The organism is Ruoffia sp. FAM 24228 (assembly GCF_045528575.1).
Taxonomy (GTDB): Bacteria; Bacillota; Bacilli; order Lactobacillales; family Aerococcaceae; genus Ruoffia; species Ruoffia halotolerans.
The window spans coordinates 12639-35186 of sequence record NZ_JBGQQZ010000018.1 but is presented as its reverse complement, the minus strand read 5'-3'; the positions used below and the strand labels follow the sequence as shown (position 1 = coordinate 35186).

The following is a 22548-nucleotide window of genomic DNA, read 5'->3' as shown; positions in this document are numbered from 1 at the left end:
AGACTGTACCTGCTGGTGTGTCTAAAGTGATTATATAAGTACCTTCAGGCAACTCTTCGTCTGTTAACCATTGTAAGTATTCATTATATGAACCAGTAAACTCGTCACCATCATTATTTGTTACAGTAACTCCCACTTCATCAGTACGACGATCGTCTAATCCACGCACTTCCACACCTAAAGTAAATGTATCAGGGTTTGGAACTGGTGCTTCGACAAGTCTAAATGCACCGTATATTGCAGAACTACTACCTAGATTTTCGTCGTTTAATTCAATTGTATAAACGTCATCTTCATCAGTAGCGACTGCATATTGATCTGTCGTATCATTGATTTCAGAGACTGTACCTGCTGGTGTGTCTAAAGTGATTATATAAGTACCTTCAGGCAACTCTTCGTCTGTTAACCATTGTAAGTATTCATTATATGAACCAGTAAACTCGTCACCATCATTATTTGTTACAGTTACTTCCACTTCATCAGTACGACGATCGTCTAATCCACGAACTTCCACACCTAAAGTAAATGTATCAGGGTTTGGAACTGGTGCTTCGACAAGTCTAAATGCACCGTATATTGCTGAGCTACTACCTAGATTTTCGTCGTTTAATTCAATTGTATAAACATCGTCTTCATCAGTAGCGACTGCATATTGATCTGTCGTATCATTGATTTCAGAGACTGTACCTACTGGTGTGTCTAAACTGATTATATAAGTACCTTCAGGCAATTCATCATCTGTTAACCACTGTAAGTATTCATTATACGACCCAGTAAACTCGTCACCATCATTATTTGTTACAGTCACTCCGACTTCGTCAGTCCGTTGATCGTTTAATCCACGCACTTCCACACCTAAAGTAAATGTATCAGGGTTTGGAACTGGTGCTTCGACAAGTCTAAATGCACCGTATACCGCAGAACTACTACCAAGATTTTCGTCGTTTAATTCAATTGTATAAACGTCATCTTCATCAGTAGCGACTGCATATTGGTTTGTCGTGTCATTAATTTCAGAGACAGTACCTTCTGGCGTGTCTAAAGTAATTGTATAATTACCTTCAGATAATTCTTCACTCGTTAACCATTGTAAGTACTCGTTATACTCACCTTCAAATACAACACCATCAGCATCCGTCACAGTAATTCCAGCTTCATCGGATCTAGTACCGTCTAATCCACGCACTTCCACACCTAATTGGTATGTTTCAGCTGGAGCTTCAACTAGATTAAATGCACCATATACTGCAGAACTACTACCTAAATTATCTTCGTTTAATTCAATTGTATAAACGTCATCTTCATCAGTAGCGACTGCATATTGGTTTGTCGTATCATTAATTTCAGAGACAGTACCTGCCGGCGTGTCTAAAGTGATTGTATAAGTACCTTCAGTTAATTCTTCACTCGTTAACCATTGTAAGTACTCGTTATACTCACCTTCAAATACAACACCATCATCATCCGTCAAAGTAATTCCAGCTTCATCGGATCTAGTACCGTCTAATCCACGCACTTCCACACCTAATTGGTATGTTTCAGCTGGAGCTTCAACTAGATTAAACGCCCCATAAATCGATGAGTTATTGCCTAAGTTCTCTTCGCTTAAAATGATATTATAAACATTGGTCTCATCAGCAGGAATTGCATATTGATTCGTAGTTTCATTAATAGTTGAAACAGTACCTTCTGGAGTATCTAAAGTGATTGAATACTGACCAGCAGGTAATTCTTCAGTGGTTAACCATTGTAAGTACTCGTTATACTCACCTTCAAATGTAACGCCATCAACATCAGCAACAGTAATTCCTACTTCATCGGTTCTAGTACCGTCTAATCCACGCACTTCAGCGCCTAATCGGAATGTTTGTTCAACAGGAGCGGTTTCAATTAATTCAAATGCGCCATATACAGAAGTTAAGTTTCCTAAAGTTTCTTCATTCAATTCAATTGTATAAAGATTTGGTGTTTCTGTTGGAACAGCTGATTGATTTGTAGTTGTACTAATTTGACTCATTGTTCCTTCTGGAGTTGTCAATTCAATGTAATACAACCCTTCAGGTAATTCATTCGTTGTTAACCATTGTGCATATTCATTATATCCACCTTCGTATACCGTACTATTTTCATCATATACAGTAATTCCAACATCGCTTGTACGAGTACCATCTAAACCACGGACTTCTGCTCCGACGCGGTAAGTTTCACTAACCGTTTCGTTAACGAGCTCGAATGCACCGTATACAGCGGATAAGCCACCTAGGTTTTCTTCATTTACATCGATTGAGTAAACATTTGGTGTCTCTGTAGCTACAGCAAATTGTGGAGCCGTGTTATTAATTTGACTCGTTGTTCCTTCAGGGGGTGTCAATTCAATATAATATTGACCTTCTGGTAAAGAACTACCTGTTAACCATTGAGAGTTTTCATTGTAACCACCATCATAAATATCACCTTCTTCATCGGTTAAACTAATACCAACCTGTTCAGTACGAGTGCCTTCTATATTGCGGACTTCAACGCCAACGGGATAAGTTGCTTCTTGCTGTTGTTGAACTGACTCAGATTCAGGCGGAACACTTTCCGTTTGAGCTAGGGCTAAGGGGGTGACTTGAGTTGCGACCAAAAGACTTGTGAGGGCCATAGAAATTGCATAACGTAAGCGATTACTTTTCATAAAGAACTCCTCCTTGTTTATAACTATATTATAACACTCATACAATTAAATATAAAACTTTGTAAAAAATCAGTCAATAAAACTACAATAAATCAATGAAAAATCATTAAATATTCAAAGATTAGAAAGTAAGAAAGTTTTGATAAATCCTTCGAAAGCACTTCAGTAGGACGGTAGCTGATATTCTGATACACTTGTCAAAGATATTATTAAAAGGAGTGTAAGTAAAATGAACTGGATCACATTAAACAATAATAAGCAGATTCCAATTATCGGAAGCGGTACAAACACATTTGGTAAAGTAAATAATGACTATTCAGCGGACATTAATTTTGATACAACTGAATTACAATCAGCAATTACTAATGGATACAGACATTTCGATACGGCTATTTCTTATCGCAATGAAGCAGTAATTGGAAAAGCTATCACAGAATCAGATGTTCCTCGTGAAGAATTTTTTATAACTTCAAAATTACCTGGTAAACCAGAGTATACGAAAGATGAAGCAACAATTGATGAAGCTGTGAAATACTCTTTAGAGGCATTCCAAACAGATTATATTGATTTATATTTAATTCACCATCCTTGGGATAATGATGAAGAAATGGTTGCGACTTGGAAAGTGTTAGAGAAACATGCGAAAGCTGGCATTTTAAAATCTATCGGAGTATCGAACTTCCCTAAAGATCAATTACAATTAATATTAGATAATGCAACGATTAAACCGACAGTTAACCAAATTAAATCTCATCCTGGAGAATGGAATCATGATGTGATTGAATTTGGGCGCGAACATGAGGTATTTGCAGAAGCGTGGTCACCTTTATCTGGTGTAAGTGATGCTAATCGGGAACGACTAAATGCTATCGGTGAAAAATACGGAAAATCTTGGTCACAAGTTGTCTTGAATTTCCAAATTGACCGCGAAGTCATTGTCATTCCAAAATCACACAACTTTGATCGTCAAAAATCAAACTTAGAAGTGTTCGATTTTGAATTAACTGAAGAAGAGAAGCAAGAAATTTACAACCTATAACAGCAAGCCACTTCTATTGAAAGAGGGAAGTGGTGTTTTTATATATACTTAAGGAGAGATGAGATGTTATTTAAAGAAGATGCAACTTACTATGCAAAATTAATAAAAAATGGTGAAACAACGGCGACAGAATTAGTGGAAAAAGCCATTCAAAATATTGAAGAGTGGAACGATACATTGAATGCCGTTGTACACAAGCAATATGAATTTGCACGGAGTATAGCTAATCGATTTGATCACTACTTTGAACAGTTAGACACCGGAAGCTATGGAGATTTACCCCCATTCTTCGGTGTCCCCATCCTATTAAAAGATTTAGGACAATATCAAACAGGACAAAAATCAACAAGCGGAGCCCGTTTAATGGAACAATTTGAAGCGACACAAACGGACAATTTTTCCAAGAGTATTGAATCTGCTGGCTTTATTGTTGTAGGTAGGACGAATGTTCCAGAATTTGGTTTTAAGAATGTCAGTGATTCTGAGTGGACAGGTCATGTAAATTCACCTTTAGATTTAAAACGAAACCCTGGAGGATCTAGTGGTGGAGGGGCGGCAGCATTGAAAGCAGGAATTGTTCCCATCGTCACGGCGAGTGATGGAGGAGGCTCTATTCGAATTCCTGCATCTTTTAGTGGTTTAATCGGTTTAAAAACAAGTCGTGGACGCATACCGGTTGGACCAAGCGATTACCGAAGCTGGCAAGGGGCGTCCGTGAATTTTGCATTGACTAAATCAGTTCGAGATACATGGACATTACTAAAATGGATGCAGTCCGAACAGTTTGAAGCCCCTTTTATATTACCGCGAATACCACATGAGTTACTAGTAGATTTAGAGCAACCACTTCGTATTGCATATTCAATGAATACACCAATCGGAGAACCAATGACAAAGGAAGCACAAAGTTTAATGCAAGAAACAATTCGTATATTAGAATCATTAGGACATACATTAGTTGAAGCAGAGCCTGAAATCGATGGTGTTAAAGCAATGCAAACGTACTATAATGTAAATGGTGTTGAGACTGCTTCGATGCTTAAAAGGTTTGAACAGGTATTAAACAGACCAATGACACAAGATGACATGGAATTAATGAGTTGGGCAATTTATCAGTTAGGTTTAAATATTAGCGGAGTAGAGTATTCTGAAGTTTTATCTTATTGGGATGACATAACCGCTGTATCTGAAGCCTTCTTCAAGGAATATGATTTACTGTTAATGCCAGCAACAAACGGACCAGCACCTCTACATACAGCTTTTGCTAAGGGGGATAAACTGTTGAATGACTTAAGGAATATTGAACAGTTTGTTGTTCAGCAGCAACAACATCTAGTTTGGGAAATGTTTGCAGAAAGTTTAGCATGGACACCGTTTACTCAGCAAATGAATCTAACCGGTCAACCTGCAATTAGTTTACCAGTGCATAAACTAGATAATGGGTTACCGTTAGGTGCTCAATTTTCAACACGAAAAGGTGGAGAGTACTTACTACTTCAACTGTCTAAGCAATTAGAAGATGCTGGATACTTAGATACTTCAATTGTAGATACTTTATAATAAAAAAACTAGGACGGGTCATTCCAGACCGTCCTAGTTTTTTGTGTTTAATTTACTTCGACGATAAGAGGTTCTTTTGTCACGTGGTTCAAAACTTCACAACCATCTTCAGTAACAACGACTAAATCTTCAATTCGAACACCGAATTTACCTGGTAAATAAACACCAGGTTCAATTGAGAATACCTGTCCTACCTTAGTTAATTCATCATTGTATTGTGATACATCACCAGCTTCATGCGCTTCTTGACCGATGAAATGTCCTAAACGGTGTGTAAAGTATTCACCGTAACCAGCATCGTTAATCACTTTACGTGCTGCTAAATCTATACTACTTAACGGAACACCAGGTTTAACCGCAGCTATTCCCGCTAGATTTGCTTGGCGAACTATATCATATACTTCCATAGCTTCTTCACTTGGTTCACCATAGAATACTGTTCGAGTCATATCTGAAGCATAACCTTTATACATCCCGCCAATATCAAGAACGACTGGGTCTCCAACGTTTGGTAATGAATCGTCGGTTGTGTGATGAGGATCGGCACCGTTTGGTCCGTAACCAACAATAGGCTCAAATGAAAATCCCGAATGACCGGATTCTTTATAGTACCGAGCTAATTCTTCAGCGTATTCAGCTTCTGTTTTACCAGTAGTTAAAGAGTCGATTAATTTTTCCATGACTTGATCATTTAACAGAGAAGCTTCACGCATGATATCAATTTCTCCATCTGATTTAATTGCTCGGATATCGTCTAAGATATAAGAAGCATTGGTTGGTTGTAAGTCTTTCTTGATACCCATTAATTCAAGTAAGAAGTGACTTGGCCATACTTTATCGATACTCGTTACACCATCCGTTAAGATTTCAGCAATTTGTTCCATAATCGCTTCGCCATCTTGATAATAAATGACTGAATAATCATCATTTTCATCAGCACGTGGGAATAAGTTATTTAGCACTAAATAATGTTTACCAGCTGCGGTAGCGATGAAAGCTAATAACCGTTCACCTGGTTGTGTATAATAACCGATTAAATAGCGAATACTGTATGTATCTGTAATAATCATGTTACTAATGTCATGTTTATTCATTCCTTTTACAAGTTGTTTTAATTTTTCCAAAAAATCCCTCCACTTAAAGATTTGATTGCGTTACAATATATTATAGAGTATACAATGCATTTTAAGTAGATGAAAGAATCAACTCACCCCCAAAATATTTTAGGAGTACGTGTATGAAACTAACTATTGAAACGAAGCGGCGCATCATTCGCTTCACGACAGTCATTGGTGTTATTATTACAATTGTCGGTTCAATCTACATTAGCCAATCCGAATATTTCCAACCAGACGGCGGCTTTTCTGATTTATTGAGGAGATTAGGCTTTATGGCGCCGATTATCTTTATTTTAGTTCAAATTAGTCAAATAGTTTACCCGATTATTCCTTTAGGACTGACCAATGTTATTGGGGATTTACTTTTTGGGCATCTGTGGGGATTTCTGTTCAATACTATGGGAATGATTATTGGTTCGTCGATTAACTTTGTGATTGGCGCGCGTTTCGGTCACGCAGTAATACGGGCTTTTATTTCAGACGATGATTATATAAAGTATATGGGAATTATGAATCATGGCCATCGTTTTAAACGCCTACTTCGGATTGGCTTTCTCGCGCCAATCTTCCCAGATGATATCTTTTGTATGATTGCTGGGGTGTCCAATATGCGGTTTAAACAGTTTATTGGGATGGTCATTGCCTATCGACCTGTATCGGTTTTTATTTATACGTATTTCACATCGAATTTTATCCAAGTTGTTTTTGATTATTTTAGTTAATAGAAGGTGAAGAACATTAAAAATATTATTATTAAACCTGTGAGATTTTACCAAAAATTTATCTCACCCGGACTTCCATCAAGTTGCCGTTATTACCCAACTTGTTCCAGTTATATGATTGAAGCCGTTGAAAAGCATGGCGCGGTGAAGGGGACGACGATGGGCGTGGCTCGAATTTGTCGCTGTCACCCATTTGCAGAAGGTGGCATTGATCACGTTCCGGAACACTTTACATTGAAGCGTCAGTATTTTCGAAAATACGGCGACCCACCACATCCAGAAGATTAACCTACTAGCAACAAATGCTCGTAGGTTTTTTAATTATTCTAAAATAAAAAAATGAAAACAGTTATTTTCTTCTATCTATATATGGAACTAATTATAGAAAGGGAGAAAATGATGTTACAGAAAAATTTATAACTTAAGCAACAAGAAGAGTGCTATTACCAAGAAGGTTTAACTCAAAAAGAAATGGATCAGTTTCAAGTCAATATGGATGGATTAAAGGAATTGCCCGTGATCAACAAAATTTACCGTTAGCTAATATCTCGCCAATCGCTTTAAAAGAACGAATTCTGAATGAATTTTAAATTGAAAAGCCTTACCCACCTATACCTAAATCGATGAAAGATATCAACCAAATGAAACGAGGTATAAAATGTGCTAGATGTCACAGTTTTGATATAACGCAAACAATGTATAAAGTTATCTGTAAGTAATGTGGCCATCATGAAGCCAAAAAGAAATCGGTCGTTCGTACTTTATGTGAATATGGAATGATTCGTTACAAAGAACCGCTCACTGTGAGTGAATGTGAAGTGTTTCTTGATGACCAAGTGAGTAAAAAGTATATCGCACGCACACTTAGTAAGTATTTAGGGGAAATGTATAGCGGAAGGTACGTAACCTATGCAAATAAAAATAGTTCTTTTGAATATGTGTTCGGGAATGTTGAGTTTCCGTTTAAAAATTCTAAAACAAAGTAATTTTAATACTGGTAAATTGGCTAACGGGACGGGTCATTGTAAGACGTGCCCCGTTAGCCGTCTAATTTCCCATGTCACCGCATGACGAGTCCCGATAACCCAACTACCCCCACCAATCCAATCCAAACACCACAACTTCCCCATCTCAGAAAATCATTTTAAATTTTCTGCTTCAAAATATTAAGTATGAAAGTTTGATATGCTATAATATCAGAGAGTGATTAGAAAGAAGGTGACAAGGTGTTAGATTTTATGGATCAGTTTATGGCGAATCAGCCAATAATTCGAATACTTGATATTTTATTAGTCTGGTATTTAATTTATCGCTTATTAATGTATGCTCGTGGAACTCAGATGATGAACCTTTTAAAAGGGGTAGGAATCTTCCTTATTGCCAAAAGTGCGAGTTCACTTGCAGGACTTCAGACAGTGGATTGGCTATTAGGGCAGGTACTATCTTGGGGTGTTGTTGCGATGATTATTCTATTCCAACCGGAACTGAGACGCGCACTTGAAATATTAGGTCGTGACTTGTTTAAGAACCGTAAGAGTAAGAATAATCCAAGTGAGAAGTTAATAAATGATATCGAGAAATCAGTCCAATATATGTCTAAAAGGAAAATTGGTGCCTTGATTTCAATTGAAGGTCAAGATGGCTTGGGGGATTATATTTCAACCGGGATACCACTTGACGCAGAAATAACAAATCAATTGTTAATTAACATATTCATCCCCAATACACCTTTACATGACGGAGCAGTGATTATTAGAGATTATCAAATCGCAGCCGCTTCATGTTATCTTCCACTATCAGACAGTACGTTAATACCAAAAGAGTTAGGAACGAGGCATCGTGCTGCCATTGGTTTAAGTGAAGTTTCTGATGCAGTAACAGTCATCGTATCAGAAGAAACTGGAGATATTAGTGTAGTAAAAGGTGATAAGATGAACCGCGCACTTGACCGAAATGAATTTAGAAACATACTTGAAGAATACTTGTTTGTAGATGAAGAGGATTCGAAAGATATATTGCAAGTCATTCGTGACTTTCTTAATGACAGTTTACAAAGAGGTGATAAATAATGAATAGAGGACTATTTGAGAATAAATGGGCCGTGAGACTCTTTTCTCTGATTATTGCCATTTTCTTGTACATTTTTGTCGCATCAGAGAACAATGCTTTCGTCTTTCAAAGTGCAGCAAACCAACAGTTTGCTAGTATTAACGTAACCGAAACAATTGATAATGTCCCGGTGACCGTTGGAGAGATACCAGAAAATACGTTCATTAGTGGCTTACCAGAATCAGTTCAAGTACGATTAACTGGACCACGTAATGTCATTAACCAAGTATTAGAAAAAGAAATTACTGTCCAAACGGAAGATTTAACAGATATCCCGTCTGGAACGCAACAGATCCAGTTTATCGTTTCTGATTTACCGGATACTGTCGATTACCAAGTTACACCATCGAGAAGATATGTTAAAATATCACAGTTGGAAGAAATTACGGCTGAAATTGAATATGAAATAGATCCGAACGCCATTCAGGACGGCTTTAATGTGGAAAGTGTGTCATTAAATCCTCAAGAAATACAATTAACTGGTGACGTCGAAACGATTCAACAAATTGACCGAGTTTATATTACGATTACCAATCCACAACCAGCCAATAGAAGCTTCAGTGGATCATATGTTTTACAAATCGTGAATGCCAATGGTGAAGTACTAGATGTGAATTCAAATGTCTCGGAAATCGAAGCAAAAGTTGAAGTAGTACAACCTCAAAGTGAAGTAGGTATGCATATCATCCCTTTTGGGGAAGACCAAGCGATGTATACGTATGAATATACGATTACTACGCCTCAGAGCTTGGTAATTCAAGGGAGTCAACCGAATGTTGACACAGTTGGCGTAGTTGCTGATGTCAGTGGTTTAACAGAATCAACAACCATCATGGGTGAATTACAAGTGCCTGAAGGTATGACTGTGATAAATGGTGGCGATGTCCAAATCGAAGTACGCATCACACCAATCGCTTCAAGTGAGAACGAGGAGCAAAGCTCTGAAGAAACCAATGAGACAAGCGAAGAAAATGAAGAAAATGAAGAAAATGAAGAAAATGAAGAAAATGAAGAAAGTAACGGACCCGAATCTGAGAATGGAGATGAAGGAAACACGACTGAAAGTAATGAGTCAGCCGTTGTAGAATCGCAAGATGTCGAGGACGAATCTGGAAATAACTAATAGGAAAAGTTAGGAGATTAATCAATAATGGGTAAATATTTTGGAACAGATGGTGTCAGAGGTGTAGCAAATAGTGAATTAACACCTGAATTAGCTTTTAAATTAGGTCGTTATGGAGGGTATGTGTTACTTCAACACTCTGACGTTGAACATCCACGCGTGCTAGTTGCGCGCGATACACGTATCTCTGGAGAATTATTAGAGTACGCTTTAACAGCAGGATTATTATCTGTCGGAATCGAAGTTATGCGCTTAGGTGTCATCTCAACACCAGCAGTGGCTTATTTAACAAAAACTCAAGGAGCAGCTGCCGGAGTCATGATCAGTGCTTCTCACAATCCAGCACAAGACAATGGAATTAAATTCTTCGGAAGTAACGGATTTAAACTATCTGATGATCAAGAAGCAGAAATCGAAGCATTACTAGATAGTGATGCTGATGAGCTACCTCGCCCAAGTGCAGACGGCTTAGGAGTGACAGATGATTTCCCAGAAGGTTCTATCAAATATATTCAATATTTACAATCAACCATCTCAGCGAATTTAAATGATTTGAAAGTGTGTGTGGATGCTGCCAATGGTGCAACAGCCCCATTAGTAAACCAATTATTCGCAGATTTAGAGACTGATTTCTATACAATGGGAGACCGTCCCGACGGAATTAATATCAATAATGGAGTCGGATCAACTCACCCTGAGGCTTTACAAGAAATGGTTAAAGAAAAAAGTGCAGACCTTGGAGTTGCTTTAGATGGCGACGGAGACCGTTTAATCGCAGTTGATGAGACAGGTGCCATTGTTGATGGTGATAGGATTATGTTTATCTTAGGTAAACATTTACAATCTCAAGGACGCTTAGCTAATGATACAATTGTATCAACAGTTATGAGTAACATTGGATTCCATAAAGCTGTTGAAGAAAATAACATGACAGCTTTAAAAACTAAAGTTGGAGATCGATATGTTGTCGAAGCAATGCTAGAAGGTAACCACACTTTAGGTGGAGAGCAATCAGGCCACATTGTGATGTTAGACTACAATACAACGGGTGACGGGTTATTAACAGCCGTTCAATTAATGGCTGTTATGCGTGAAACTGGTAAAAAATTATCAGAATTAGCGGGTGAAGTGACCATCTTCCCACAAAAATTAGTGAATATTCGTGTTCACGACAAACACACTGTCATGGATGAGCCAGAAGTGAAAGAAATCATCGCTAAAGTTGAAGCAGAAATGGATGGCGACGGTCGTATCTTAGTACGTCCAAGTGGTACGGAGCCAATCTTACGTGTGATGGCGGAAGCTTCAACACCTGAGCGTGTTGACCGTTACGTAGATCAAATCGCAGACGTGATTCGCGACATTCGTGGTATGGAGTAAGCAATTAAACTTAGTACTGAAGAAGTCATTTCTTCAGTACTTTTTTGTTTTAAGACAAATCATCTAAAAAGTAGAAAAAATGGGAGGCAAAGTCGTGATGACGCAGTTAAATGAATTAAATAAGAAAGACCGAACAGTACATTGGCTTAACACTCATCAAGCTGTCAATTTAAGCTGTATCCATTGCCAAGAAGCCTTAAAGTTAGACTCGCATAGTTTGGTGTGCAAGAATGATCACCGTTTTGATATGGCGAAACAAGGCTATTTTTTCATGGCAAAGAAAGCATCGAATACAAAATATGATGCGTCCTTGTTTCACTCAAGACGTGAAATTATTTTAAATACAAAGATGTATCGACCTCTGCATGAATACATTGGAGAGTATCTGAGTGAACATCATGGAAAAGATATTTCAATCATTGATGCAGGAAGTGGAGAAGGCAGTCACTTGTGGCAGATGAGTCGCCAAGTTAAAGAGAATGAGTACAGTTTGATAGGGATTGATTTAGCAAAAAGTGCGATTCAAGCAGCCACAGATTATAATGGGCATATGTTATCGATGATTGCGGATTTGGCAGAGTTACCTGTAGCTAATCATCAAATAGATATCGTCTTTTCAATATTTTCACCGTCAAATTACTCGGAATTTGAGCGTATTTTAAAGCCGGAAGGGGAACTCATCAAAATTATTCCTAACTCAGGTTATTTACAAGAGATAAGACAAGCTCTCATAGATATGGAAATTGGAAATATCCACCCATACTCTAATGAAGATGTTATCGAGGTCTTCAAAACGCATTATCCAGAAGCCAAGATGAAAGAAATTAAGGTGACGCAAAAGTTAACGGACAGTCAGTTGGAAGATTTAGTCGTTATGACGCCATTGACTTGGCAATTAAGTGATGATGAACACCAAACATTACTGACAAAGCTTGATGGTTTCATTACCTTGGATGTAATCGTATTACATAGTAAGATTTAACTATCCCCAACACTAATTAGACAACATTTTGTTCATTATAAGGGGAAATTTTTGCAAGAATATGATACGCTATTCAGTAGTGATTAGGATGAGACATTTATTGAGTGAGATATGCTCCAACCCTAGCTAATAAAATACTAATAGAGGATAGATTTTGCTTCATTATGGGATTCTGACTTAGGAAGAGACATGTCAATCAGTAAGTGCTAAAAACTAAAATCACTTTTTTATATTTAAAGAAAAGGGTGGGGATAGTTATGTACATTTCAAATATCAATTCATCATCAATCAAATTACATGCAATAAATAAAGATGAAATGACTACAAAACAACCGATAACTATTTATTCAGAAGATCAGGTGACATTGCTTTATATCATTAAAGGTGGAGGAAATTACGAAACCAAGTTAAGCAATGGGCAATTTAAAAAAGAAAATTTAATCATATTAAATCCTGGGATGAAACTGACAATCAAACCACTTCGTAAGATGGAGTGGATAAAATTTACTTTATCAGGAATCTTATTTATTTCGAGCATCGACATCGACTCAACTAAACAGCTATATATCATTCACGATGACTCACGCCAAATGAAAGCTTATCTAGATTTAGCGCTTGTTGAAGATGCTAATGAGTTTGAAGGGACTGCTTTAATAACTAAAAAACTCATTGAATGTGTGGTAGCACATATATTAAGAAGTAAAGATTTGACGATTAAAGATGATAATGTGCAAGTTGAGGACGATGAAATTCAATTAGTTCAACGTTTTATTCGAGAGAATTATTCAAAGCGTTTGACGCTAGACCAACTAGCGAGTCATATTTGCATGAAGAAGTATTACTTTATTCGTGTGTTTAAGCAACGGACAGGTTTGTCGCCGATTGATTATCTCATTCAAGTTCGTTTAGCTGAAGCGGAAAAACTATTAGCAGAATCAAATTATACGGTTTCTAAGATTGCGGATTATGTCGGTTTTCATTCGCCATCCTATTTCTCAAAATCATTTAAAGAAGTGAATGATTGTACGCCGTCTGAATATCGTAAAAAAAATACAAAAGAAATGAATAAACGTATTTCATAATATAACAGACACTCCCTAAAGTAAGGTAAAGCCGATACTTTAGGTTTTTTTGTAAATAAAAACGAGTCCCGAAGAACTCGTTAAAAATTATTATAATAGCTCACCGTATCGTTTGACATAGTAGTACTTTACGATAGTGACTAGAATTAAGTAAGCAATAACAATACCTAAGAGCAGAAGCCAAAAAGTATCTGGAAGCGCCGTTAAGTCTAAGGCAGTTCCTAATTGTGTATATGGCACAATCGTCCCAATGACAATTCCTAACAACGTGAAAAAGGTCATAACCGTTGATGGACGACTTTCAATGAACGGTAACTTTTTAGTGCGTAATGTATATAATACTAGAGTTTGTGTCCATAAAGAGACAACAAACCAACCCGAATGGAATAAAGCAATGAATAATTCTTGTGTTTCTGAATTTAGGCTAGAATAGTTACCACCTAAAAACTGCGGTAAGATAATTAGGAATAAAACAGCAAAACTCAGAATATCAAAAATTGAACTTGTTGGTCCAAACCAAATCATGAATCGTTGAATACTAGAAGATTCCCATTTTTTTGGTGCTTTTAAATATTCTTCATCTACATTATCCCAAGGCATTGACATACAAGAGATGTCATATAGTAAGTTTAAGAATAAGAGTTGCATGGGTAGCATAGGTAAGAATGGTAGAAAAATACTTGCAATCAGTACTGAGAACATATTTCCGAAGTTAGAACTCGTTGTCGCATTAATATACTTCATTATATTTCCAAACACTTTTCGGCCTAGAATAATCCCTTTTTCAAGGATCATTAAATCTTTTTCTAACAGAATAACATCTGCAGAATCTTTGGCGATATCAACGGCATTATCTACAGAAATACCGACGTCAGCTGCTCTCATAGCAGGTGAGTCATTGATTCCATCACCTAAAAAACCAACAACATGATCATTTTTTCGTAATAAGCGAACGATTTTTGCTTTTTGTGTTGGATTGAGTTTTACGAAGACATTGTAAGTTTCGACAGCTTCGGCTAATTGATTTTCGCTCATTTGACTCACGATGTCACCAGTTAAGTAATGTTCCGCATTAATTCCAACTTGTGAACAAATCGCTTGAGTAACTAAAGCATTGTCACCGGTCAATATTTTCACGTTAACATTATGATCTCTTAAAGCATTCAGAGCTTCCTTCGTCGATTCTTTAGGAGGATCTAAAAAGGCTAGGAACCCAATGAGAACCATGTCAGACTCATCTTTAACTGACAGTTCGCCAATTCCTGCAGGATTTGTTTTTTGTGAAAGTCCAAGAACACGTAAACCATTAGAATTCAAATCATCCACTGTGTTCAGTACATTTACTTTTGCTTCTTCCGTGAGTGGTTGGACTTCACCATTGATTTCAACGTATTGACTAATTGAAAGCATTTCTTCTATAGCGCCTTTGGTAATCATTTGCGTTTTCCCAGTTAAATCTTCGACAACTACGCTCATGCGTCGACGATTAAAGTCAAAGGGAATTTCATCGATTTTTTTATAGTTAAAAGTTTCAATCTCGAATTCTTTTTCGGTTGCTTCAATAACGGCAACATCCATGAGGTTTTTTAAACCTGTTTGGTAATAACTGTTTAAAAATGCATGATGGAGAACGCGTTTATTCTCATTGCCGTCAATATCGAGATGATATTGTAGGACGATTTTATCTTGAGTAAGTGTTCCTGTTTTATCAGTACAAAGAACATCTATGGCTCCAAAATTCTGAATTGAGTTTAGGTTTCGAATGACTGTCCCTTTTTTTGCCATAGTACTTGCACCTTTGACTAAGTTAGAAGTGACAATCATGGGTAACATTTCTGGGGTGAGGCCAACCGCAACTGAAATTCCAAAAAGTAAAGCTTGTAACCAATCATCTTTTGTTAAGCCATTAATCAGAATGACAGTTGGAGCAAGGACCATCATGAAGCGAATAAGTAATTGAGATGTGCTTTCGATGCCTTTATCAAAGCTAGTTTTTACCGGTTCTTGATTGAGATCTTGAGCAATTTGTCCGAATAGAGTATTGTTTGCAGTTCGTACAACAATACCTTCAGCAGTTCCGCTCACAACTTCGCTTCCCATATATGCTAACGTGTCGTAGTTCGTTTCAGAGTCGGATTCTGTAATAATCGTGTTCGCAAATTTTTCAACCGGGTAACTTTCTCCAGTCAGGGATGTTTGAGAGATGAATAAGTCTTTCGTCTGGATTAAACGAATATCTGACGGAATCATATCCCCGGCTGAAAGGTGTACAATGTCACCTAAGACAATATCTTCTGTTGGGATTTCTCTAAACGTTCCTTCGCGTTTCACCGTTGAAGTAACTTCAACTAATTGATTTAAAGCTTGAGCCGCACGGTTTGACCGAACAGATTGAATAAATGACATCATGCCACTAAGTAAAACTAGCAAAATGATAATGACCGCACTGGTCGCATCTTTCTCGCCTGGATTGACTAGAATATACTCAGTTAAAAATGAAATGCATGCCAGTACAATAAGTACGAGTGTAAAGGGAGAAGAGAACGCATCAATAAACACTTTCCATAAGGGTTTATCTGCACCATAATTAATTTCATTCTTTCCATCAATACTTTGAATATCTGCGGCTTCTGGATATGTAAAGCCCTCTTGTTTTATACCTAATTGTTTCATTAAATCTTGAATGCTTAGACTTGCTAAGTCAAAGTAATTTAATAATTTATTGTCTTTCATTGTTACTGCCTCCTTAATTAATATTAATGAGACTTCAAAAGTGTGAGACATCAGGAGATTATGACAGTCGACAAATAGGCACGACCTGATGCATCGACGATATTTAGTTGAAATCTCTGTATCCTGGACGAGTCCATTTGTTTTCCCTCCTTTTTTTAATTAATCGTTGGAAATTCATAAGAAATAGAAAAAGCCCTCACTTATGCAAGTGAGGACACAAAAAAACGCACAAAAAAAAATTTATACGGATTCTTTGTGGAGTTTCAGCACTATACATCGTAAACAATAACTGTTAGCTACATTATGAAAAGCCTTATTTCGACAATTCCTGTTATACCCATTGGCGTCTCTGGACGTTTTTGGGCAGTAGCCTATGTATGTATAGGAGCCTCACCTAACAAATCTTATTAAATTTTCCAAACTCAACTATATCATGCAGGAAGAAAAAGGCAAATTTAATTTTAAAAAATAAGCATTCTATCTATTTTGTTAGACAGAATGCTTTTAAAATTTGTATTTAGTTTTAATCAGTACTGTGCTTCTTACGGAAAGCAGAGGGTGTACAGTGATTTGACTCTTTAAAGGTCTTTGAGAAATGAGATGCTGAGTGAAAACCAACCATATCAGAAATCTTAGAAATGGTAATGTTTGAAGTAGCGAGTAACTTCTCAGCTTCGGCTAAACGCACATGAATTAAGTAATCAATGGGTGATAGACCCGTTTTTTGCTTAAATAGACGAATTAAATAGTACTTGTTGATTCCAACGTGATTTGATAAATCATCCAATGAGATTTTTTGTGAATAATTTTTACGAATGTATTGTTGAATACGTTCGATTTCATCATTCTTCACTTGAACACTTGCATCTTTAATTGATAACTCGCTATTCTTAAGCACGTGCACCATAATACACTCAAGTAATTTCTTAAGAATTAATTCTGTTCCACGGAAACGATGTGTATGTTCTAAGATAGCAAGATCTAAGTAACGTTTAATTGATTGTGATGTATCTTCAGTTACGAACATCTGGCTTTTTGAATCAATATCAAGGCTTGAAGTAAATAAAATGCCAGTCAAAGTGATTTTAATCCACTCAACTTTACGGATTGTTGTTAATTCCAATGTTGTTTCAGGATTAAGTAAAATCATGTCGCGTTTCTTAACTTGACCTTCTCGATCATTTACATTGAAATCTGCCGCACCTTTAAGGATGTATAATAATGTTAAATTGTTTTCTGAAAAAACAGTAATAGATTTACCTGTTGTTGGAATACTTTCAGTTTCGATTGACTGTAATTTAATTGAAGACGAATTAATATTTGATATATACATAAACCTAACCTCCTTTTTTCAAAAATTGAGTAATCATTTTTATAAATACATTATATTACACATAATGAATAATATAAATGTTTTTTACTAAATTCTCACGATTTTTTTATCAGTATCTTGCTAATGACTACGAAAACGTACTCAAGACCTGACTCACAAACAATATTAACATGCTAACTTCAACAAATAAAATAAAATAAATATATTTTGTAAAAGTATTATTTTGTTTTTAAATTTCGTGGGGAATACCCAAAAAATTCCTTGAATTTTGTAGAAAAATGGTTTGATGATTTATAACCACATTCTTTTGCGATATCTTGTATTGATTTGTGCGTATTTTCTAACAAAAAGTGTGAATGATTCATCCGACAGCGAATGATATATTGATGGGGCGTCAAGCCCAATTCATCATGAAAAACAGTAATAAAATAATCTGAACTTAATTGTGTTTGCGCTGCAACATCTTTGACAGAGATTTTTTTGTGAAAATTATGTTCGATAAAATACTGGGCTTGGCGAACATTTTCGCTGATATGGAAGTGTTCAGGGCCATCATACATTTGAGTCGTGTTAATATTGTCATAAATCATAACTAAATTGAAAATATGTTCCATTATAGCATTAAAATGTCTCGAAGGGGAATTAATTTCATTTAACAAGAGTGTTACAGCATGTTTTAGACTATTATTATCTATATTGACTATCTTAAATTGGTCAAGATTTCTCTCACCCTGCTCCCGTTGGTTCACTGTGTATTCAATTATGTGTAAATCTAATGGAGAATGTTCGTCAGATGATAGGTTAAAGGGGATGAGTCTAGGGATAAGTATGCAAAAAGGACCTTCAAAACTGAAGGTCTCATATTTTGTTGTTAATTCTCCTGCTCCTTGCGTAACATATAGAAAAGTATAAGTTGCAAAGCCTGGGTAACACACTGAATTACCTGCTGCAAGGGAATCTGATTGAATGCGAAAAGGGTAATAGAGAGAGTCCGAAGGATTTATTCGGTTATGTGCGTTTGTGTTATTCATCTTAAAAGAACAGATTAGCCAATAACTTCGTAGTCACTTGGATCTAACTGGCTTGCTGCAGCTTTATCTAATAAGATGACAGTATTTGAGTGGTTTTTTAAGACACTTGCTGGAACATCAGGAGTAACTTCACCATGGACAGTCTCTTTAACTGCTCTTGCTTTGTTTTCTCCGAAAGCCATCAATATAATTTGTTTAGAATCTAAGATAGAACCAATCCCCATTGAGAAAGCTTTTTTAGGAACGTCTGCTTCTGATTCGAAGTTACGTTTGTTCGTTTGGATTGTTTCGTCAGTTAAATCAACTAAACGCGTTTTTGAATCAAAAGGACTACCTGGTTCGTTGAAACCAATATGCCCGTTTGAACCGATACCTAAAATTTGTAAATCAACTGGATTCTCGCTTAAAATTATGTTGTAATCTTCAATTTCTTTCTCAACATCAGTTGCTGTTCCATCAGGAATATGCGTTTGTGCAAATGGTTTTGCATCAAATAAATGTTTTTTCATGAAGTAAGCATAGCTTTGATCGTTATCAGCAGGTAAACCATAATATTCATCTAAGTTTACTGCTTTAGCGTCAGTAAAGTCTAAATCAGAGTCACGGATAATTGAGTATAATTCCTCAGGTGTCGACCCTGTAGCTAGACCAAATGTGTTTGCGCCAGATTCTAAAGCTTTTGCGACTAAATCATAAGCGTATTGTGATGCTTCTAGAGATGTTTCAAATACAAAAATATTCATGTATATCCTCCTTGTTATTTGTACAATTTATTTTACTTTATAGCGTCTATATTATGCAAGTTCTTATTAGTATTTTACAGCAATGTGACAGAATAGTTTCTATTTATATTAAATTTATTATGATATGGCTACAAATGTATGTTAATCGCCTTCTTTAGTAAATATTATGATATATTTCTTTTAAGGAAAAATTAAACTAAAGGAGGCTCTTATGAATTGTAATAAGCGTAAGCAAAATTTCTTCTTGGGCTTAGTTGTTTTGTTGCTTTTAATTTTTATAAGTAGCCAAACATCTCAAGTTCAAGTAGCAGCCATTGATAACTCTTCAAACGAAGGAAGTTATTTAGAAGATGGTCGTGATGATTTTGAACAACCCATTGCAGATGGTGAAGAAGGGGAGTTACCACCTCCACCAGATCCACCTGAAAATATTGAATCTGAACCTGAAGAATCGAGCAGTGATGAATCAGAAACACCGCCAGAGTCATCAAATCCAGGTTCAAGCCAAGAAACAGGTTCAAGCCAAGAAAGCGGAGAAGAAGTAGGATCCTCTTCACAATCAAGTGGAGGAGATAATAGCTCAAGCAGTCGACCAGAATCCTCAACGATAGAAACACCTGGAGATATGGATTCTTCTGAAAGTGTGGATGAAACACCTGAAGGCGACGAATCAACTCAAGGAAACGAAGCAAACACGTTACCATTTGATACAGTTATGGCTTCAAACAGTAACAACTCAAATACTTCATTTCGTCAATTTGCTAATATAATGGTGGAATTTGGAAGAAGACAAAGATATTCTATACCGATGATTTCCAAAGCTTTAATTAGTGCGGACTTTGTTCCGGTGTATTGGTCAAGTTCATTCATGCCGTTGTCTTATATCTATGAGGTAATTTTTTTCAGATTACAAATTTAAATTATATCTAGAAGAATGTAAACATACACTGTTTGCATTCTTTTTTTGCATACAAATATGATACAATAAATGAGAATTTAACAACTTTTAGGAGGACTTTCAATTGATTAAAGCAATTATTTTAGATAAAGATGGAACATTAATAGAGTTAGGAAAGACTTGGGACCAACCAAGTGTCGATGTGACTAACTTATTATTAGATAAAACCGATTTGAATGATGAAGACAAAGAAGCATTCAGAAAGCATATGGGTGTGGAAGGTGATATGGTTGTGGCTAATTCAATTTATGCTGCGGGCAGTATCATTGACCAAGCTAGAGAATTTAGTAAGATTTTGGATATGCCGGTCTCTGAAATTGAAGAAATCTTAGAAGATACTTATTTAGACTATGTCAAAGGTCACGGTGAGCATGTATTGGTAATGGACGGCGCAATGAATGCACTGGAAGCCCTCAAAAATGATTATATATTAGCTGTTGTTACCAATGATAATCGCCGGATTGCTGAGGAGACGTTAAAGTTAGCAAACATTGATCAATACTTTGAATTTGTTGGCGGTGCCGATGACTTTGGACCAAAGCCAAACCCAACTGCTCTTCACGAAATTGCCAGACGATATGATATTCGTTTAGATGAGATGATTTATGTCGGCGACTCAACGGTTGATATGGAGTATGGAAAGCATACACATGCATCGATTGGTTTAGCTACTGAAGAAAGTCACCGTGAGCATCTTAAAGAAGCGGATTATATTATTAGCCACTTTGATGAATTGCTAGATACGTTAGATATTATTAATGCAGCTCAGTAAAAGACATTTAGAAAGGAATAAAGTAAATGAACAATAAAAAAAGTCTTAGCCTCCTTGTGTTGGCGCTTTTATTCGGTTTATCTTCACCTGTCATAACTACTTTTGCAGAAAATATCTCTCCCATCGAATCAGTTGAGTGGGGACAAGAGTCTACATCGGAAGCTCCAGCTGAAGAAGAAAGTCAAGAAAGTTCTGATGAATCGGTAGAGGAGACTTCAGAAGAAACATCAGAAGAGGCAACAGAGGATGCATCAACTGAAGAGAGTTCGGAAGTTGAAAGTATTGTAGAAACTGAGGAAGTACCAATGGAATCAGCTTTGGATACTTCTTCACCGCTTGCCTTTTTAGAAGGTGTGAGTCAATTAGAACAACGTTCAGTTGAATATGCTAGTTTTGTTGTTGTCGGTGAGGAAATGGATTTAATCTCTCAAAACTCATTAAAAGACGGGGATAAATATTATACCGCTCAATTAAGACCTCCTTATTTACCGAGTGCCATCTTCTCAAGAAGTGACCGTGAGTCCATTCAAGAAGCACATATTTCAGTGGATGATTTAATTCAATATGCTGCCGATGCTTTGAATACACAGCCTCAAATTTATGCTGGGACGGTCGTGGAAGATTTTTATGTCTTCACTCAAGAAAACTATGACGAACTTCAAGGGAAAGTTGTGCAATTGGATTCGACTGAAGGTGGTTTAAATAGTGCCAATTTAGAAATGTTTCGAGTGGAAGATTTCTTAACAGAAGTTGCGATCGAGTGGTTGGGTCATGAAGAAGTCATCAATGCGTTTGAAGCGAACGAGATGGGCGAGCAAGTCATGATTGCGGGTGACATTGGAGCACTTTACAATGAAATTGCGCAAGCGAAACAGGAAGAATACCCAGAGTTATCTGAGTTCTTCGATCGAGCGACAACGGCGATTGAAGGGACGATGAACGTCGACTACGAGAACGGTGTGTTCGGCATGGGACTTGTTGCGATGAATGATGAGGAGCAAATGACGGGTATTGAATTATACTTACTTGAAAGTGCGGGGACGATCATTGATTTCACAGATGAGATCGTTTATTCCTATGAAGAGTTCGCTGAATTTGTAGGCTTTGATGTTATTCAAGAAATCAATGAACTAGAAGCAACACTCACACCGGATTTGTTCGAGACAACTGAAGAATAGAGGTAAAT

The 22548-nt window shown here is 36.7% G+C and carries 18 protein-coding genes and 1 riboswitch; of the genes, 12 read left to right on the top strand and 6 right to left on the bottom strand.

Going from position 1 to position 22548, the window contains the following annotated elements:
- Nucleotides 1–2677, bottom strand: a 2677-nt coding sequence (locus ACEN33_RS04865; RefSeq protein ID WP_407094665.1) for a hypothetical protein, incomplete at its 3' end; no start/stop codon positions are given.
- A gap of 229 nt (nt 2678–2906) precedes the next feature.
- Here ACEN33_RS04865 and ACEN33_RS04860 point away from each other — a divergent pair.
- Nucleotides 2907–3716, top strand: a complete 810-nt coding sequence (locus ACEN33_RS04860) for an aldo/keto reductase family protein (RefSeq protein WP_407094664.1) — start codon at nt 2907–2909, stop codon at nt 3714–3716.
- A gap of 63 nt (nt 3717–3779) precedes the next feature.
- Nucleotides 3780–5276, top strand: coding sequence for an amidase (locus ACEN33_RS04855; protein ID WP_407094663.1), 1497 nt, complete (start codon nt 3780–3782; stop codon nt 5274–5276).
- A gap of 47 nt (nt 5277–5323) precedes the next feature.
- Here the strand turns inward: ACEN33_RS04855 and ACEN33_RS04850 are convergent, their stop codons facing one another.
- On the bottom strand, nt 5324–6400 hold the full coding sequence (locus ACEN33_RS04850; protein ID WP_407089627.1) for a M24 family metallopeptidase: 1077 nt from the start codon (nt 6398–6400) through the stop codon (nt 5324–5326).
- Nucleotides 6401–6513: 113 nt separating this feature from the next.
- Here ACEN33_RS04850 and ACEN33_RS04845 point away from each other — a divergent pair, with 113 nt between their 5' ends.
- The 7 genes from ACEN33_RS04845 to ACEN33_RS04815 all read left to right on the top strand — a co-directional run bounded on the left by ACEN33_RS04845 (nt 6514) and on the right by ACEN33_RS04815 (nt 13792).
- A complete protein-coding gene (locus tag ACEN33_RS04845; RefSeq protein ID WP_407089626.1) occupies nt 6514–7116 on the top strand; it encodes a TVP38/TMEM64 family protein in 603 nt (200 codons plus the stop codon).
- A gap of 15 nt (nt 7117–7131) precedes the next feature.
- On the top strand, nt 7132–7404 hold the full coding sequence (gene yidD, locus ACEN33_RS04840; protein ID WP_138404757.1) for a membrane protein insertion efficiency factor YidD: 273 nt from the start codon (nt 7132–7134) through the stop codon (nt 7402–7404).
- Nucleotides 7405–8354: 950 nt separating this feature from the next.
- Nucleotides 8355–9185 carry a diadenylate cyclase CdaA gene (gene cdaA / locus ACEN33_RS04835; protein ID WP_338490249.1) on the top strand — a complete coding sequence of 277 codons (831 nt, stop codon included), beginning with the start codon at nt 8355–8357 and terminating at the stop codon, nt 9183–9185.
- On the top strand, nt 9185–10348 hold the full coding sequence (locus ACEN33_RS04830; RefSeq protein WP_407089624.1) for a YbbR-like domain-containing protein: 1164 nt from the start codon (nt 9185–9187) through the stop codon (nt 10346–10348). The genes cdaA and ACEN33_RS04830 overlap by 1 nt, the downstream gene beginning before the upstream one ends.
- A 27-nt stretch (nt 10349–10375) precedes the next feature.
- Entirely contained in the window at nt 10376–11728 is a 1353-nt protein-coding gene (glmM, locus tag ACEN33_RS04825) for a phosphoglucosamine mutase (RefSeq protein WP_407094662.1), read from the top strand.
- A gap of 97 nt (nt 11729–11825) precedes the next feature.
- Nucleotides 11826–12710, top strand: coding sequence for a methyltransferase domain-containing protein (locus tag ACEN33_RS04820; protein WP_407089622.1), 885 nt, complete (start codon nt 11826–11828; stop codon nt 12708–12710).
- Between the two features lie 257 nt (nt 12711–12967).
- On the top strand, nt 12968–13792 hold the full coding sequence (locus ACEN33_RS04815) for a helix-turn-helix domain-containing protein (RefSeq protein ID WP_407089621.1): 825 nt from the start codon (nt 12968–12970) through the stop codon (nt 13790–13792).
- A 90-nt stretch (nt 13793–13882) separates the two neighbouring features.
- Here ACEN33_RS04815 and mgtA read toward each other — a convergent pair whose 3' ends face one another.
- The 4 genes from mgtA to ACEN33_RS04795 all read right to left on the bottom strand — a co-directional run bounded on the left by mgtA (nt 13883) and on the right by ACEN33_RS04795 (nt 19632).
- Nucleotides 13883–16525 (bottom strand): magnesium-translocating P-type ATPase, encoded by a 2643-nt coding sequence (mgtA, locus tag ACEN33_RS04810; RefSeq protein ID WP_407093496.1) that lies wholly within the window; start codon nt 16523–16525, stop codon nt 13883–13885.
- Between the two features lie 242 nt (nt 16526–16767).
- Nucleotides 16768–16934, bottom strand: a riboswitch (M-box (ykoK) riboswitch).
- Nucleotides 16935–17048: 114 nt separating this feature from the next.
- Nucleotides 17049–17858, bottom strand: coding sequence for a helix-turn-helix domain-containing protein (locus ACEN33_RS04805; protein ID WP_407094661.1), 810 nt, complete (start codon nt 17856–17858; stop codon nt 17049–17051).
- Between the two features lie 218 nt (nt 17859–18076).
- The gene (locus ACEN33_RS04800) at nt 18077–18793 is read right to left on the bottom strand and encodes a helix-turn-helix transcriptional regulator (protein WP_407094660.1); all 717 of its coding nucleotides are present in this window, start codon (nt 18791–18793) and stop codon (nt 18077–18079) included.
- Nucleotides 18794–18903: 110 nt separating this feature from the next.
- Complete coding sequence (locus ACEN33_RS04795; protein ID WP_407093493.1) at nt 18904–19632, bottom strand: glucosamine-6-phosphate deaminase; 729 nt, start codon at nt 19630–19632, stop codon at nt 18904–18906.
- 211 nt (nt 19633–19843) lie between these two features.
- Here ACEN33_RS04795 and ACEN33_RS04790 point away from each other — a divergent pair, with 211 nt between their 5' ends.
- The 3 genes from ACEN33_RS04790 (at nt 19844) to ACEN33_RS04780 (ending at nt 22540) form a co-directional block, all read left to right on the top strand.
- Entirely contained in the window at nt 19844–20551 is a 708-nt protein-coding gene (locus tag ACEN33_RS04790) for a hypothetical protein (protein WP_407093492.1), read from the top strand.
- Nucleotides 20552–20654: 103 nt separating this feature from the next.
- A complete protein-coding gene (locus ACEN33_RS04785; protein ID WP_407093491.1) occupies nt 20655–21362 on the top strand; it encodes an HAD family hydrolase in 708 nt (235 codons plus the stop codon).
- 26 nt (nt 21363–21388) lie between these two features.
- A complete protein-coding gene (locus ACEN33_RS04780) occupies nt 21389–22540 on the top strand; it encodes a hypothetical protein (protein WP_407093490.1) in 1152 nt (383 codons plus the stop codon).
- The last annotated feature ends 8 nt before the right edge of the window (nt 22541–22548 follow it).